The 15749-nt window shown below is 63.3% G+C and carries 14 protein-coding genes; 4 read left to right on the top strand and 10 right to left on the bottom strand.

Annotated features, from left to right (window positions below):
- The first annotated feature begins 273 nt into the window (after positions 1 to 273).
- The 3 genes from WFM45_RS17105 to brnQ all read left to right on the top strand — a co-directional run bounded on the left by WFM45_RS17105 (position 274) and on the right by brnQ (position 3034).
- Positions 274 to 606: a tRNA-binding protein gene (locus tag WFM45_RS17105; RefSeq protein WP_004931561.1), complete on the top strand. Its 333-nt coding sequence runs from the start codon at positions 274 to 276 to the stop codon at positions 604 to 606.
- A 30-nt stretch (positions 607 to 636) separates the two neighbouring features.
- Positions 637 to 1512 (top strand): 2OG-Fe dioxygenase family protein, encoded by an 876-nt coding sequence (locus WFM45_RS17100; RefSeq protein ID WP_033632129.1) that lies wholly within the window; start codon positions 637 to 639, stop codon positions 1510 to 1512.
- 199 nt (positions 1513 to 1711) lie between these two features.
- The gene (gene brnQ, locus WFM45_RS17095) at positions 1712 to 3034 is read left to right on the top strand and encodes a branched-chain amino acid transport system II carrier protein (protein ID WP_242141790.1); all 1323 of its coding nucleotides are present in this window, start codon (positions 1712 to 1714) and stop codon (positions 3032 to 3034) included.
- 69 nt (positions 3035 to 3103) lie between these two features.
- Here brnQ and tkt read toward each other — a convergent pair whose 3' ends face one another.
- A complete protein-coding gene (gene tkt, locus WFM45_RS17090) occupies positions 3104 to 5098 on the bottom strand; it encodes a transketolase (RefSeq protein ID WP_033632127.1) in 1995 nt (664 codons plus the stop codon).
- Between the two features lie 238 nt (positions 5099 to 5336).
- On the opposite strand from tkt, the gene WFM45_RS17085 reads away from it, so the two are divergent.
- The gene (locus tag WFM45_RS17085; protein ID WP_004937650.1) at positions 5337 to 6089 is read left to right on the top strand and encodes a M48 family metallopeptidase; all 753 of its coding nucleotides are present in this window, start codon (positions 5337 to 5339) and stop codon (positions 6087 to 6089) included.
- A gap of 42 nt (positions 6090 to 6131) precedes the next feature.
- Here the strand turns inward: WFM45_RS17085 and WFM45_RS17080 are convergent, their stop codons facing one another.
- From WFM45_RS17080 to WFM45_RS17040, 9 genes are read right to left on the bottom strand one after another with little or no spacing between them, the layout of a single operon-like run.
- Positions 6132 to 7772, bottom strand: coding sequence for a thiamine pyrophosphate-binding protein (locus tag WFM45_RS17080; RefSeq protein WP_085337119.1), 1641 nt, complete (start codon positions 7770 to 7772; stop codon positions 6132 to 6134).
- A gap of 52 nt (positions 7773 to 7824) precedes the next feature.
- Entirely contained in the window at positions 7825 to 9294 is a 1470-nt protein-coding gene (locus tag WFM45_RS17075; RefSeq protein ID WP_261441028.1) for an aldehyde dehydrogenase, read from the bottom strand.
- 16 nt (positions 9295 to 9310) lie between these two features.
- Complete coding sequence (locus WFM45_RS17070; protein ID WP_160126123.1) at positions 9311 to 10105, bottom strand: aspartate dehydrogenase; 795 nt, start codon at positions 10103 to 10105, stop codon at positions 9311 to 9313.
- A 15-nt stretch (positions 10106 to 10120) separates the two neighbouring features.
- Positions 10121 to 10915: an SDR family oxidoreductase gene (locus WFM45_RS17065; RefSeq protein ID WP_004937639.1), complete on the bottom strand. Its 795-nt coding sequence runs from the start codon at positions 10913 to 10915 to the stop codon at positions 10121 to 10123.
- Entirely contained in the window at positions 10912 to 11730 is an 819-nt protein-coding gene (locus WFM45_RS17060; protein ID WP_015379008.1) for an alpha/beta fold hydrolase, read from the bottom strand. Before WFM45_RS17060 ends, WFM45_RS17065 begins: the two co-directional genes overlap by 4 nt.
- Positions 11730 to 12254 carry a cupin domain-containing protein gene (locus tag WFM45_RS17055; RefSeq protein WP_004937634.1) on the bottom strand — a complete coding sequence of 175 codons (525 nt, stop codon included), beginning with the start codon at positions 12252 to 12254 and terminating at the stop codon, positions 11730 to 11732. The genes WFM45_RS17060 and WFM45_RS17055 overlap by 1 nt, the downstream gene beginning before the upstream one ends.
- Before the next feature lie 32 nt (positions 12255 to 12286).
- Entirely contained in the window at positions 12287 to 13543 is a 1257-nt protein-coding gene (locus tag WFM45_RS17050; protein WP_015379009.1) for an MFS transporter, read from the bottom strand.
- 23 nt (positions 13544 to 13566) lie between these two features.
- Entirely contained in the window at positions 13567 to 14778 is a 1212-nt protein-coding gene (locus tag WFM45_RS17045) for an NAD(P)/FAD-dependent oxidoreductase (protein WP_336956534.1), read from the bottom strand.
- A complete protein-coding gene (locus WFM45_RS17040; RefSeq protein ID WP_336956533.1) occupies positions 14775 to 15716 on the bottom strand; it encodes a VOC family protein in 942 nt (313 codons plus the stop codon). Before WFM45_RS17040 ends, WFM45_RS17045 begins: the two co-directional genes overlap by 4 nt.
- Between the last annotated feature and the right edge of the window lie 33 nt (positions 15717 to 15749).

Genomic DNA, 15749 nt, shown 5'->3' with positions numbered 1-15749 from the left:
GAATGCGGTTGATGAATGAAGGCATACTAACCAATTTAACACGGGCTTAACAGTGCCGAGCGGACGCCCAAGTTCAGATGGTGCACATAATTACCGGTGAATAATGAAGTTTCAATTTCATATAATTCATCAAGCTTATAATTAATTACGCTACGTTACGACAATGTAAATTAATTGCTACATCGGGTATAAATATTCCCCTCTTGGCGACATTGTCGGGATAATTCCCCTTTGCTAGCCTTTCTGAAGCCATTTAATTAACGGGACTGACTCATGGCCGAAATCACTGATTTTATGAAACTGGATATGCGTATTGGCGAAATTATTTCCGTGGAATATAACGACAAGGCGTTAAAACCCGCCTATAAGCTGCGCATTGATTTCGGCGAGGAAATTGGCATTAAAAACAGCTCGGCACAATTATGCGAAAACTATCAGGAAGATGACCTGCTTGGCAGAAAAGTCATCTCCGTCGTTAATTTCCCCGCCAGGCGAGTTGCCGGATTTAAATCCGAAGTGCTGGTTCTTGCCGCGGTCACCAGGGATCAAGGCACCGTCTTGCTGAAACCCGATTTCGACGTGGAGATCGGCAGCAAGATTTTATAACCGCCCCATCATTCGTGAGGCCACCGAGAAATGCGACAGTTATCTCTGCTTGATGAAGTTAAGAAGGCATACCAGGAACACCGTTCAGCCTTTATCCCCGGCGCTACCATGCAGGCAATCCTGCTGGCGCTGGGCGCGCGGCCGGAAGATTTCGCCAGGCTGCAGCAGGTCAGCGCCAATCTGGCGGACGATCCCACGCTGCCTTTCCGCAAGTCCAGAAACGGCCGTTTCTGTTTCGACTTCGATCGCGCCCGGATTGAGCGGCTGGAGTTCCAGCCTTTCGTGCTCTCGGTCGAGGAAGACTTCATCCGCTACGATTCGGGAAAGGTGCGCCATTTCCGCGGCATCAACGACGATCTGCAGTTGAATACGGCCTTTCAGGCGCTGATGAAATTCAAAGCCTACGTGATCGATGGCGTGAGCGTGACGCCGCGCCCCCGGCTTAATCAGGAGATCAACAAGTTCGTCTGCACCGTGTTCAACCTGCGCACCGTCACCACGCCGCAGATGCTGGGCGAACCGGCGCTGGAAGGCGTGCACAGCGACGGCGTCGACCACACCATGACAACCTTCCTCGGCTGCGACAACATGACCGACGACAGCGCCAAGACCTTTATTCACGATATGCGCGAAACCAGCGGGATCAAATTCGATCGGGCCCGGCCGGAATGGATTTTGGGCGAAATACAGCATCGGCATTTCCTCGACACCCTGCTGATTGTCGACCACGAGCGCAAACACAGCCTCTCTCCGGTAAAAGCGCAGGACAAACGTAAGGATTCAACCCGCGATATGCTGATCTTTTTCACCCGCAAACCGGTCGAAGACGGCCACGTCTCTTTCGCGTATGATTCTTTCAAGCCGCACATCGAAATTCCGCTGTCGATAGACATGGTGGCGCGCTAACGCGCTGCCGGGCCGGCCGCCATGATCCCTCTGTGCGGCCGGTTCACGCCAGGATAAACAACGCTGGATTAATCAGGTTTTTGTCGCCGAATTATTATATCCTGCCGGACGAAAATTTTTGCGGGCGCTCGCTGCCCCACGCGCCAGCCCTCTGCAGGCGGGCCGTTTATTTCATGAATACAGGCAGTGCCATACCGTTATGACCAAGAGTTTATCCCCGAAAGACATTATCGCCCTGGGCTTTATGACCTTTGCCCTGTTTGTCGGCGCCGGCAACATCATTTTCCCGCCGCTGGTGGGGCTGCAGTCCGGCGAACATCTGTGGCCGGCCGCCCTCGGGTTTATGGTGACCGCCGTCGCCCTGCCGGTGATCGCCGTGATCGCGTTGGCGCGCGTCGGCGGCAGCATCAGCCTGCTTACCGGCCCCATCGGCCGCACCGCCGGCCTGCTGCTGGCGACCGTCTGCTATCTGGCGCTCGGCCCGCTGTTCGCCACGCCGCGAACCGCCAATGTCTCTTTCGCCCTCGGCATTGCGCCTTTCACCGGCGACGGCGCCCTGCCGCAGTTCATCTACAGCCTGCTGTTCTTTACCCTGGCGATGATTGTGTCGCTATATCCCGGACGGTTGCTCGATAACGTCGGCCATATTCTGGCGCCGCTGAAAATTCTGGCGCTGGCCGCGCTCGGCATCGCCGCCCTGATCTGGCCCGCAGGCGCGCCGCTCTCCGCCGTCGGCAGCTATCAGGCCGCGGCGTTTTCCACCGGCTTCGTACAGGGTTATCAAACCATGGACACGCTGTCGGCGCTGATGTTCGGTTCGATTATCGTTACCGCCGCACGCTCGCGCGGCGTCAGCGACAGCGGGTTGCTGCTGCGTTATACGCTGTGGGCCAGCCTGATCGCCGGCGTCGGCCTGACGCTGGTCTATATCTGCATGTTCAAACTCGGCGCCGGCAGCGGCAGCCTGATCGAGAATGGCGCTCAGGATGGCGCGGCAATCCTGCACGCCTATGTACAGCACACCTTCGGCGATCTGGGCAGCGTCTTTATGGCGGTGCTGATGTTCATCGCCTGCCTGGTGACAGCGGTCGGCATGACCTGCGCCTGCGCGGACTTCTTCTCCCGCTACCTGCCGCTCTCTTACCGCACGCTGGTGGTCATCCTCGCCCTCTTCGCCATGCTGGTCTCCAACATGGGGCTGGCCAATCTTATCCGCGTCTCGCTGCCGGTGCTGACGGCGATCTACCCGCCCTGCATCGCGCTGGTGTTGCTCAGCTTCAGCCAGAACCGCTGGCGCAGCGCCAGGCGCGTCTTTGCGCCAGTGATCGCCACCAGCCTGGTGTTTGGCCTCGCCGACGGCCTGAAGGCTTCCAGCTTCAGCGGCCTGCTGCCCGCCTGGTTCGATAAGCTGCCGCTGGCCGAGCAGGGTCTGGTCTGGCTGCAGCCTACGCTGTTGGTGCTGTTGCTGGCGGCCGCTTACGACCGGTTGCGCAGCGCCGAAAGCGCCAACGCCGCGTCGTAATCGCGATTTCCGCCCATAAAAAAAGCCGGTCATGATGACCGGCTTTTTTATCGGCTGGCGCCAGGCCGCTTACTTCAGCAGCGCCTGCGCCTTCGCCACCACGTTGTCCACGGTGAAGCCGAACTCGGCGAACAGCTGCTCCGCCGGCGCCGACTCACCGAAGGTGGTCATGCCCACGATGGCGCCGTTCAGCCCCACGTACTTGTACCAGTAGTCCGCGATACCCGCTTCCACCGCCACACGCGCCGTCACCGCCGCCGGCAGCACCGACTCGCGGTACGCCGCATCCTGCTTGTCGAACGCGTCGGTCGACGGCATCGACACCACGCGCACCTTGCGGCCCGCCGCGGTCAGTTTGTCCGCCGCTTCCACCGTGATGCCCACTTCGGAGCCGGTGGCGATCAGGATAACGTCCGGCGTGCCCGCGCAGTCTTTCAGCACGTAGCCGCCGCGGTACACGTTCGCTAGCTGCTCTGCGGTGCGCGGCTGCTGGGTCAGGTTCTGGCGCGAGAACACCAGGGTGGTCGGGCCGTCGTTACGCTCGATGCCGTACTGCCACGCCACCGCCGATTCCACCTGGTCGCACGGGCGCCAGGTGCTCATGTTCGGGGTCACGCGCAGGCTCGCCAACTGCTCCACCGGCTGGTGGGTCGGGCCGTCTTCGCCCAGACCGATGGAGTCGTGGGTGTAGACGAACACGTTGCGCAGCTTCATCAGCGCCGCCATGCGCACCGCGTTGCGGGCGTATTCCACGAACATCAGGAAGGTCGCCGAGTACGGCAGGAAACCGCCGTGCAGCGCGATGCCGTTGGTGATGGCGGTCATGCCGAACTCGCGCACGCCGTAATGAATGTAGTTGCCCGCCGGGTCAACGTTCAGCGCTTTCGAGCCGGACCACATGGTCAGGTTGCTCGGCGCCAGGTCGGCGGAGCCGCCCAGGAACTCCGGCAGCACCTTGCCGAACGCTTCCAGCGCGTTCTGCGACGCCTTGCGGCTGGCGATGTTGGCCGGGTTGGCCTGCAGTTTTTCCACGAACGCCTTGGCGTCGGCTTTCCAGTCCGCCGGCAGCTCGCCGTTCATGCGGCGCTTGAACTCGGCGGCCAGTTCCGGGAAGGCCCGGGCGTAGGCGGCGAACTTGTCGTTCCAGGCCGCTTCTTTGGCCTGACCGGCTTCTTTGGCGTCCCACTGGGCGTAGATGTCCTGCGGGATTTCAAAGGCGGCGTATTTCCAGCCCAGCGCTTCGCGGGTGGCGGCCACTTCGGCGGCGCCCAGCGCGGCGCCGTGCACGTCATGGGTACCGGCCTTGTTCGGCGAACCAAAGCCGATAACGGTCTTGCACATCAGCAGCGACGGCTTGTCGGTCACCTTGCGGGCTTCTTCAATCGCCGCCTTGATGGCGTCCGGGTTGTGGCCGTCGACGTTGCGCACCACGTGCCAGCCGTAGGCTTCGAAGCGCAGGGCGGTGTCGTCGGTGAACCAGCCGTCGACGTGGCCGTCGATGGAAATGCCGTTGTCATCGTAGAAGGCGGTCAGCTTGCCGAGCTTGAGGGTGCCGGCCAGGGAGCAGACTTCGTGCGAGATGCCTTCCATCATGCAGCCGTCGCCCATGAAGGCGTAGGTGTGGTGGTCGACGATGTCGTGGCCAGGGCGGTTGAACTGCGCCGCCAGGGTGCGTTCGGCGATGGCGAAACCGACGGCGTTGGCGATGCCCTGGCCCAGCGGGCCGGTGGTGGTTTCAACGCCCGGGGTGTAGCCGTACTCCGGGTGGCCCGGGGTTTTGGAATGCAGCTGACGGAAGTTTTCCAGCTCGCGCATCGGCAGGTCGTAGCCGGTGAGGTGCAGGAGGCTGTAAATCAACATGGAGCCGTGGCCGTTGGAGAGCACGAAACGGTCGCGGTCAGCCCAGTGCGGGTTAGTCGGGTTGTGGTTGAGGTAGTCACGCCACAGGACTTCGGCGATGTCCGCCATGCCCATAGGGGCCCCCGGGTGGCCGGAATTTGCTTTTTGTACGGCGTCCATGCTGAGTGCGCGGATAGCGTTGGCAAGCTCTTTACGAGAGGACATGTTTTACTCCAGGTCGGATAAAAAAAGCAGTCAAGTTCCCTATTTTCTCAGACTCCACATCACAACGGCAATCCCTAATGCCAAATGAGAGCGAGTTCACCACTTATTAGCACGATTGGTCGCTTTTTCGGAATAACACTATTCTCGCTCCGGCTGGCGTACACTAGGCTCTTGCGACAAGATTTCCTCCAGGCAAAATGACTCTTTTACCTTGTTACCTTCACAGGAAGATGGCGTTATGAAAATTCGTACCTCTTTGATTGCGTTGGGCATTGCCACCCTGGCAACCGGCTGTCAAAACCTGAATACCGAAACCCTGATGCAGTCCGGCGCACAGGCGTTCCAGGCGGCGACCCTGAGCAACAACGACGTTAAGGCCCTGAGTGATAAATCCTGCGCCGAGATGGACAGCAAGGCACAAATCGCGCCGGCCGACAGCACCTATGCCAAGCGCCTCAACAAAATCGCTGCGGCACTGGGCGACAACATCAACGGCACCCCGGCCAACTACAAGGTCTACGTGACCAAAGACGTCAACGCCTGGGCGATGGCCAACGGCTGCATTCGCGTCTACAGCGGCCTGATGGACATCATGAACGACAACGAAGTGGAAGGCGTGCTGGGCCACGAAATGGGCCACGTGGCGCTGGGCCACACCCGTAAAGCGATGCAGGTGGCTTACGGCACCGTGGCGCTGCGCACCGCGGCGTCCTCCGCCGGCGGCGTCATCGGCTCGCTGTCGCAGTCGCAGCTGGCGGATATCGGCGAGAAGCTGGTCAGCGCCCAGTTCTCGCAGAAGCAGGAAAGCGAAGCGGATGATTACTCGTTCGATCTGCTGAAAAAACGCGGTATCGATCCGAACGGCCTGGCCACCAGCTTCGAAAAACTGGCCCAAATGGAAGCCGGTCGTCAGAGCAGCATGTTCGACGATCACCCGTCTTCCCAAGCGCGCGCACAGCACATTCGCGATCGCATCGCGGCAGAGAAATAACCACGAGAACGCCCGGCAATCGCCGGGCGTTTTTTTATCGTCTCAATACAGCGTTTTCTGCGGCGGCCCGGCGAAGGTCAGCGGCCCGACCTGCTTCATGTCCACCTCGACCACCGACGGCCCCGGGTAATTGATCGCCTCGGCCAGCACGCCGTTGAACTGCGACGCCGCGTCCACCTTCCAGGCTTTCAACCCCATCGCTTCGGCGATCTGGGTAAAGGCCGGCGTATGCAGCTCGTTGTAATACTGGCGCCCGGCGAAATACTTGTCCTGAATGCCACGCATTACGCCATAACCGCCATCGTTCATGATCAGCAGAGTGATGTTCACCTGTTCCTGCGCCATGGTCGCCAGCTCCCCCAGGCCCAGCGCCAAACCGCCATCGCCCACCAGCCCCACCACCTTGCGCTGCGGGTTGGCAATCGCGGTGCCAATCGCCATCGGCAGCCCCATGCCGATAGCGCCGGCCAGCGAGTGAATGTTGCACAGCGGCGAGATCGCGCGGAACAAACGGCTGCCCCAGACGCTGCCAGAAACGGTGATATCGCGCACCAGCAATCCGTCCTGCGGCAGTGCGGCGTCGATGGCGTCATTGAGTTTGGCGTATTCACCGGACTGCTGGCGCAGCGCGCTCTCCGCCTGCTGCACCGCCCCCGCGATTTCGGCATCCCACTCGGCGTTGACCTTTTCGCCGGGGGCCAACCGCGCCGCCAGCGCCGCCAGCAGCGCCGCGCAGTCGCCGTTGATCTGCTCATCGGCCAGGTAGTTGCGGTTGGCCGCCGCCGGATCGATGTCAATCTGCACCAGCGGGCGCGGCAGCGGCAGCGTCCAGGTACGGGTTTCATTACTGCGCAGGCGCGAACCGGCCACCAGCGTCAGATCGCACTGCGTCAGGATCGCCTCGATGCTCGGTGAGTTATGGAACGCCCGCAGGCTGCGCGGATGGCTGTCCGGCAGAATGCCGCGCCCGTGGGTGCTGGAGATCACCGCCACGCCGGCGTCCGCCAGCTTGCGCACCGCGTCGCCGCAGGCCAAGGCGCCGCCGCCTAACCAAAGCAGCGGACGCTTGGCCTGTTTCAGCCGCTGATGCAGCCGTTCCACCGCCGCATCGTCCGCCTTCGGCAATGGCGCCGGCGCCAACGGCTCGCTCAGCACCGAGCGGGACACCAGGCTGCTTTGAATATCGATCGGGATCTCGACCGCCACCGGGCCGCAGGGCACGGTTTGCGCATCCAGGATCGCTCGCTGGATCACCGCCACCGCCTGCTCCGGCGAATTGACACGGTAAGCGCGCTTGGAGCAGGCGCGCAGGAAGCCGAGCTGATCGCGGGTTTCATGAATAAAACCGGCGTCGGCATCCAGATAGGCTTTTTCCACCTGGCCGGTGATATGCAACAGCGGTGTGTTGGCGTTGAGCGCCTCAATCATCGCCCCCACCGCGTTGCCGGCGCCGGCGCCGGTGCTGGTCAACGCTACGCCCAGGCCGGAGAAGCGCCCGTGCGCGTCGGCCATGGTGACCGCCCCCGCTTCGCCGCGCGCCGGCACGAAGCGAATTTTATCGCGCTGCCCCACCGCATCGGCGATCGGCAGATTATGAATCGAAATGATGCCGTACATCGCCGACACCGCGTACTGTTCCAGAGTCCGGGCTATCGCCTCGCCAACCGTGATTTTATCGCTCATCATCTGCCTTCTTAGGATAATCGTTATTAGGGTTATGCGTAGAGGTGTCGGCCTAGTCGCTCCAGCGGTTCACCTGATGGCTCAGCGCCAGATACACGCTTTTCTGCTGCATGTAGGCCTTGATGCCGTTCAGGCCCTTTTCGCGGCCCAACCCGCTCTCCTTGAAACCGCCGAACGGCGTGGAAATCGAGAACGTTTTGTAGGTATTGACCCAGACGGTGCCGGTTTCCAGCCGCTCCGCCAGCACCATCGCGCGAGGGAAGTCGCGGCTCCAGATGCCGGCCGCCAGGCCATACACCGAGTCGTTGGCCTGTTCGATCAGCTGTTGCTCGTCGTCGAACGGCAGCGCCACCAGCACCGGGCCGAAGATCTCTTCCTGGCACACGCGGGCGTCGTTGTTCAAGCCTTCAATAATGGTCGGCAGGTAATAGCTGCCGCTCGCCAGTTGCGGATCGGCCGGCGCTTCGCCGCCGATGACCACCCGGCCGCCCTCCTGCCGCGCCAGCGCCACGTAGTCCGCCACGCTTTGCCGATGTTTGGCGCTGATCAGCGGGCCAATATGCACGCCCGGCACCAGCGGGTTGCCGATACGCAGCCCCGCCGTCAGTTCGGTCAAGCGCGCCAGCAGCAGCTGATACAGCGAACGGTGTACGAACAGGCGCGAGCCGGCGATGCACGCCTGGCCGGCGGAGCTGAAAATGCCGTAGCAGATGCCGCGCGCCGCCTGTTCCAGATCGGCGTCCTCCAGCACGATGGTCGGCGATTTGCCCCCCAGCTCCAGCGAGGTGGGGATCAGCTTATCGGCGGCGATGTGCGCCAAATGACGCCCGGTGCTGGTCCCGCCGGTAAAGGAAATCTTCTTCACCAGCGGATGGCGCGCCAACGCCTCGCCGATCACCGAACCTTTGCCCGGCAACACGCTGAGCAGCCCGGCCGGCAGCCCCGCCTGTTCGAACAACTCGGCCAGCTTCAGCGCCATCAGCGGCGTGGCTTCGGCCGGTTTGAGCACCACCGCGTTGCCCGCCGCCAGCGCCGGCGCCACCTTCTGCATTTCGCTGGCGATCGGTGAGTTCCACGGCGTAATGGCGGCGATCACTCCCATCGGTTGATACTGGCTGAGGGTCATCACCTCGGCGCTGCGCGGGGTCGGCAGCTCGCCTTCCAACACCTCGCAGGCGGCGGCGAAATAGCGCGCGGTCGCCGCCGCGCTGGCCACCAGGCCGCGGGTTTCCGCCAGCGGTTTGCCGTTGTCGCGGGTCTGTAGCTCGGCCAGCTGTTCCTGCTGCGCCAGGATCAGGTTGCTCACGCGGTAGAGAATTGAAGCACGCTGATGCGGCACCAGCCCGCGCCAATCCGGCGCGCGCCAGGCGTGTTCCGCCGCTTCCACCGCCTCGTTCACGTCCTCGACGTTAGCGGCGCGCAGCCGCGCGTTGACGCTGCCGTCGGCCGGGAATACCGAAGCCATCTCTTCGCCACGCCCTTCACGCCAGCGCCCGGCGACAAAAATATTCAATCGTTCCATGCTCCGCTCCTGCCGTTCAGGCAATAAAACCGCCGTCCACCAGACGGCGGCAGGCTTGTACCGCGCTCAGCGCCGCCAGGGTTGATGTTTTGGGATTGCTCGCCAGCGGGGTGCCGCTCAGCTCGATGTGAAACTCGCCAAAGTCGCCGCACACCTGCAGGCGATGGGTATTGCGTCGGGTGGCGGGGTCGACCTGCAGGCGCACCCGGGTGGCGTCCATCCCCAGGCCGTTGAGCGCAATGGTGGCCGCCACGTTGGCGTTGGCCGGGAACAAACGCGCCGCTTCACGCGCCGACCCTTCAAAAAATACCTGCGCCTCGCGCACCGCATCGAGGTCGATCAGCTGCTCCGCCGGGCTGCCGCGCCAGCTGGCCGGACTTTTGCTGGCCTGATAGGTCACGCTCTCCAGCCCGCCTTCGCGCGCCGACGCCAGCCCGTCCATGCCCGCCACCGCGCCGGACAGCACGATCAGTTGCCCGTGATGGCTGCGGCAGGCCTGCTGCAACCGCTGTTGCAATGCGGCGTCCGCCAGCGCGCCGGTCGAGATCACCGCCAGCGGCCAACCGCGCTGCAGCACCGCCTCGCCAAACTCCGCTACCGCCTGCTGGCTGGCGCACTCCAGCACCAAATCCGGCCGCTGCGAACACTGCTCCGGATGGGTCAGCGCCTGCACCCGCCCGCCGAAGGCCTCGGCGATCGCCGCATGATGAGCTGCGCGCGCCAGGATCCAGCCGACCTCCACGCCTTCCGGCAGACGGGCGATCACTTCCTTCGCCATTGCGCCGTAGCCAATCATCATGATCTTCTTCATCTTTCTCGGCCCCTGCTACACATGGCGGTTAAAGCCGCCGGAAACGTCCAGCGCCGCGCCGGTGGTAAAGGAAGCCAGCGGCGAAGCGAGGAACAACAGCGCCTGCGCCGGCTCCTGCGGCTTGCCGAGGCGTTTCATCGGGATGCCGCGGCGTTCGGCGATCGCCGCCGTCCACTGCTCCCAGCTTTGATCTTTATCGCTGCGATCGTCGAAACGGCGGCGCCACTGGCCCGACTCCACCATCCCCAGCAAGATCGAGTTAACGCGAATGCCTTTGCCCACCAGCTCTTTCGACAGCGTCAGCGTCATGTTGAGCAGCGCGGCACGCGCCGCCGAGGTGGCGATCATGTGCTCTTCCGGCTGCAGCGCCAGCAGCGAGTTGACGCAGGTGATAGACGCGATCGCCGATCGTTCCAGCGCCGGTAAGAACGCCTGCACCGGGTTGATCACGCCGAACAGCTTCAGCTCGGCCTCATGCAGCCAGGCCTCGCGCGGCGTCTGGTCAAAATGGGCGACGAAGCCCTGACCGGCGTTGTTGATCAGCAGATCCACGCCGCCGAAATGCGCCGTCACCTGAGCGGCGAACTGCGCCACCTGCTGCGCGTCCAGTACGTCACAGCGCAGCGCCAGGATATCCGCCTGCGGGAAGTCCGCGCGCAGGCTGGCTGCTGCGCCGGCCAGTTTGTCCGGATCGCGGCCGCAGAACGCCACTTTCGCCCCTTCGGCCAGCAGCAGCTTCAGGGTTTCGAAACCGATGCCCGACGAGCCGCCGGTCACCACCGCCACCCGATCCTCAAGCTGAAAATTCATCGTTGGATTGCTCCCGTAAAGTCCCGCAGATAGCGGTTGAAACACGCCGGCGCATCGAGGTAGCTGGCATGACCGGCGGCGGCGATCAGACGCAGCGCCGCGTCCTGCTCACCCGCCAGCTCGGCCGCCTTCTCCGGTGGCGTAATGCGATCCTGTTCGCCGCACCACACCTCCAGCGGGCCACGATAGCGCGCCAGATAACGGCCGATATCATCGTTGGCCAGCATCCAGGCGGCACTCAGAAAACCGTCGGGATCGAGCTGCTGCATGCCGTTGCGCACCCAGGCGATATCCTGCGGATCCGCCCCTTCACGCAGCAAGGCCGCCGCCCGCTGCTCGCCGTAGCCCACCGGCCCCAGCGTCTCTATCATCTGCTGGCGCTGGCCGTACACCTGCCGACGCTTTTCCTCCGGCGCCGTGGCATAGCCCTGCGCCGGATCCGCCAACACCAGCCCACACAGCCCATCCGGATAGCCGGCGGCATAGGCGCTGCCGATCAGCGCCCCCAGCGAATGGCCGACGATCAGCGGCTGCACCAGCTGCAGCTCATCAATCAGCGCCGCCAACGCCGCCGCATAACCGGCAGCATCGGCCTGCGGATCCGCCAACGGCAGGCTGCCGCCGTAGCCCGGCGCGTCCCATGCCACCAGACGGTGGCCGTCCGTCAGGCCGTTATCGTTGAACTGCTTGATCCACGAGGCGGATCCGGAGCTGATGCCATGCAGCAACACCACCGGCCGCCCCTGCCCGGCCTCGCGCCAGCTCAGGGTGTACGCCCCGCAGCGCGCCCGTTGGCGTTGCGCCAGGCCGTTCATCAGTTGCGCTTCACTTTGGACAGCGGGTGATCCGCCGGATAGGTCGGGATCTCCGGCTTGGCGGTGCCGAGCATCACGCACATCAGCGCCTCTTCCTCGCCGTGGTTGAACAGGCCGCGATACACCCCCGCCGGCACCGAGATCAGATCGCGCTCTTTCAGCCTGGTTTCGTAATACTCTTCGCCATCCTGAATCATCAGCGTGATGCTGCCTTTCAGCATGAAGAACACTTCTTCCACGTCATCATGCAGGTGCAGCGGGCCCTCGCACTTCGAAGGCAGCACCATGGTGGAGAAGGTGAAGTTGCCTGCCGGAATGGTGTTGGCATCGCTGGCCACGCCGGTGGCGCCGGTGCCGATGTAGCGCATCTGCGCGCGGCGGTATTTCGGGTCGAAGTCGGCCTGGAATTTCAGCGCGTTCCAGTCATATTTGCGGCCCTCGAAACGGGCGATGCGCGACTCCACCCAATTTTCCATCGACAGATCCTGCGGCTTGACGCCGGCTTTGTTCTCAACCTGAGACATGTTGTCACTCCTCTGTTGAATCGATTGATTAATCAGTACTTTCTCAGCAACGGCAGCAGAATGAGGCAGCCGACGAAAGCCATCACCACCAGGAACAGCAGGCCGTTATCCATATTGCCGGTGGCGGCGATCAGCGCCCCCATCAGCACCGGCGCCAGCGCACCGGCAAAATTGCCCAACCCGTTGAAGATGCCGCCGGCGGTGGCGCTCACCTTGCTGCTGGTGGCCTTCGCCAACAGCGCGAAAATATTCGGCGCGCCGGCGCCCCACATAAAGGTGCTGAAGGCCATGGCGGCGATCACGCTGTAGGTACCCTGCAGGTGCAACACCACCGCCAGACCGAGGCCGGCACCGCACAGCGACAGGAAGCAGGCCAGCGCGCGGCGATCCAGCTTGTCCGACAGCCAGGCGCCCAGCACTTCGCCGAGCAGCATGGCGATGAACGGCAGCGAAGAGAGGTAACCGGCATGTTCCAGATGAATGCCTTTGCCCTTGATCAGATAGCTCGGCAGCCAGCCGTTCATGCCCCACAGGTAGGTCAGGAAGGCGATGTTGAACAGGCAAATCATCCAGAAATGCGGGCTGCGCAGCAGCTCGCGGCGATGCTGTTTGCGTTCGGACACCGCCGGCTTGGCCGCCGCCGCCGGACGCGCGACGTTCAGGTGGCGCATGCCGAACAGCACCAGCAACATCACCGGCAGCGTCAGAAACGCCATAAAGAAGAAGGTGGCCTGCCAGTCGAAGGTATTGAGAATGTACAGGGTGACCGGGAAGCCGAGCGCGGCCCCCAGCGGCGTGCCGAGCAACCACAGCATGGTGGCGCGCGCCTGCAGCTGCGGCGGGAAAGCCTGACGAATAATGGCGTAGGCCATCGGCAGCAGCGGCCCTTCGGCGATGCCGAGCAGGATGCGCAGCGTCATCATGGCGTGATAGGAACGCACCAGCCCCATCAACACCATCAGCACGCCCCATACCACCATCATGCCAATCAATACCTTGACCGGATTAAGCCGATCGCCGATGCCGCTGAGCAGCATGGAGGAAATGCCGTAGGAGAACAGAAACGCGCTCATCAGCAAGCCCAGCCGCGCCGGGTCAAAACCGATGCCCAACGCCTGCTGAAACTCGGCGTCGGAAAACAGCGCCGCGATGCTGATCTTGTCGAAAAACGCCAGCAGCACGCAGGCAAACAGCGCGATCGGCACCGACCAGCGCACCCGCTGCTGCGGATTTTCGGCAACGGTTTCCCCCGCCCGTCCAGCGCGGGCGTCAATGTCTTGCGTAGTCATAAAACGCTCCCGAGGTTCGGGCGTTATTTCAACGCCATCAAAGAAAACTCCGCATCCGCCAGTTGCTGCGGATCCAGCACCCGGCCACTCGCCAACCAACGCTTGCCGAGCTTGATGGCGCGCGCGTCGTTGAACGCCACCATCTGCACCAGCTGCCGATCGGCGTTCAGCGTGAAGAACACCTGCGACTGCGGCGTGCGGCGCACCACATGGTGCACACCGCCGCTCGGCACGCCGAGGATCTGGATATTGACGTCATATTGATCCGACCACAGCCAGGCCACGTCGTCATACGGGGCGGCGAAGGCGTCGAGCATCGCGCAGGCGGTGCTGATGGCCTGATTTTGCGCGTAGGCCCAGGACTGCAGGCACAGGCCAAGCGTCGGGTGACGCGCCACATCGCCCGCGGCGAAGATCGCCGGATGGCTGGTGCGCCCCTGGCCGTCGACCACAATGCCGGACTCGATCGCCAGCCCTGCGCTGCGCGCCAGTTCGAGATTCAGCTCGACGCCGATCCCCACCACTACCAGATCGAAGGCTTGCGGATCGCTGACTTCGCTGCCGATCCAGGCGGCGCCGTCGCGATCTTCCAGCGAGATCTCACCGCAGCCGCACAGCACCGTGACGCCCTGCCGGCGATGCAGTTCGAGCAACGTCTGTGAGACATCGGCGCCGACGCTGCGCATGCACAGCGCGGGTTGGCGTTCAAACACCGTCACCTCGGCGCCGAGACGGCGCGCGGAAGCGGCGATCTCCAGCCCGATCCAACCGCCGCCGACGATAGCCAGGCGACGGCAGCCCTGCAGCCCCTGCCGCAACCGGGCCGCATCGTCCCAGGAACGCAGCGTCATCACGCGCGGGTGCTGCGCCCAGGCGGCGCTCGGCAAACGCGGCCGCCCGCCGGTGGCGATCAGCAACTGCTCGAACTGCAGCCGCTGCCCGTCGCTGAGCGTAACGATTTGCTGTTCAGCGTCGATGGACTCGGCGCGCAGCGGGCGGCGCCAGTCGATATTCAGCTCCGCCACCGTCTGTTCGCTGAACAGCCGGCTGAGGGGCGCCGCGGCATCCAGCAGCGCCGCTTTCGACAGCGGCGGCCGCTCGTAAAAATCGTAGGGTTCGTCGCTGACAACCGTCAGCCGGCCGCTGTAACCCCGGTCGCGCAGCGTCTTGGCCGCCCAACCGCCGGCCTGGCCGCCGCCGACGATGACGATGCCCGCCTGCTCCGGCCGGTTCATAACGCCTCCGCCTTTTTATGCTGACGGCGCGTGTCGTGATCGATGCCGCCCTCTACCGCCCATTCGGTGAAGGAGACCAGCGAATGTTCCAGCTCGCGCGGCTGCCAGTTTTCCGTCAGATAATCGTCGTTGGTGTAGTACTCGAACGCGCCGCCGGCCGGGCTGTTGACGTACCAGAAATAGGCCGAGGAGATCGGGTGACGGCCGGGGCCGATAAAGGTGCTCCACTGCTCTTTGTTCATGGCAATGCCGCCGCCGATCACTTCGTGGATATCGCGCACGGTGAACGCCACGTGGTTCAGGCCGCGTGGGCGATTCGGCAGCTTCAGCAGGAACAGGTTATGGTGGCCGCCGCGCGCCTGGGTGCGCAGGAAGACGGCGCGATCGATATAGCGATCGGAAACCTGGAAATCCAACAGCTCGCGGTAGAAACGCTCGGTCGCCGCCAGATCTTCAACGAAGAACACCACGTGGCCAATGTTGATCGGCTGCGCCTGCGAATAGACCGGGCTGGGTTGATCGATGCGGCGCACGTCGCCCCATTGGTTGATCGGCGTGACCGGCACCTCGACCGCCTGCTGGCGGCTGACGACGAAGCGCAACGTCATGCCGTTGGGATCGAGGCATTCCAGCTCTTCTCCCACCTGACGGAAGCCGGGCATCAGCGCCAAACGCGGCTGCAGGCGCGCCAGATCGGCGGGCGAGGCCACGCCCCAGGTCATGCGGCGCAGGGTGGAACCGCCTTCAAACGCCGCAGGCAGCACCGCGCTTTGCAGCGGATGCAGGACAACCCGCGCCCCGCTCAGGGTAGTGAATTCGCGCTGCGGTTCGCCCCAATGTTGCGTGGCGGGCTGCAGGCCGAAGTCTTGCATGAATTTTTCGCAGGTTGGCAGATCTTCGACGCCAAATTCCAGTTTTTCGATTCCGATTACGCTCATTGTTCAGCCTCACGTTCTCGCTGCATACGGTTT

This window comes from Serratia sp. KG1D, from assembly GCF_037150675.1.
Classification (GTDB): Bacteria; Pseudomonadota; Gammaproteobacteria; order Enterobacterales; family Enterobacteriaceae; genus Serratia; species Serratia nematodiphila.
This window is presented reverse-complemented; position numbering and strand designations above follow the sequence as displayed.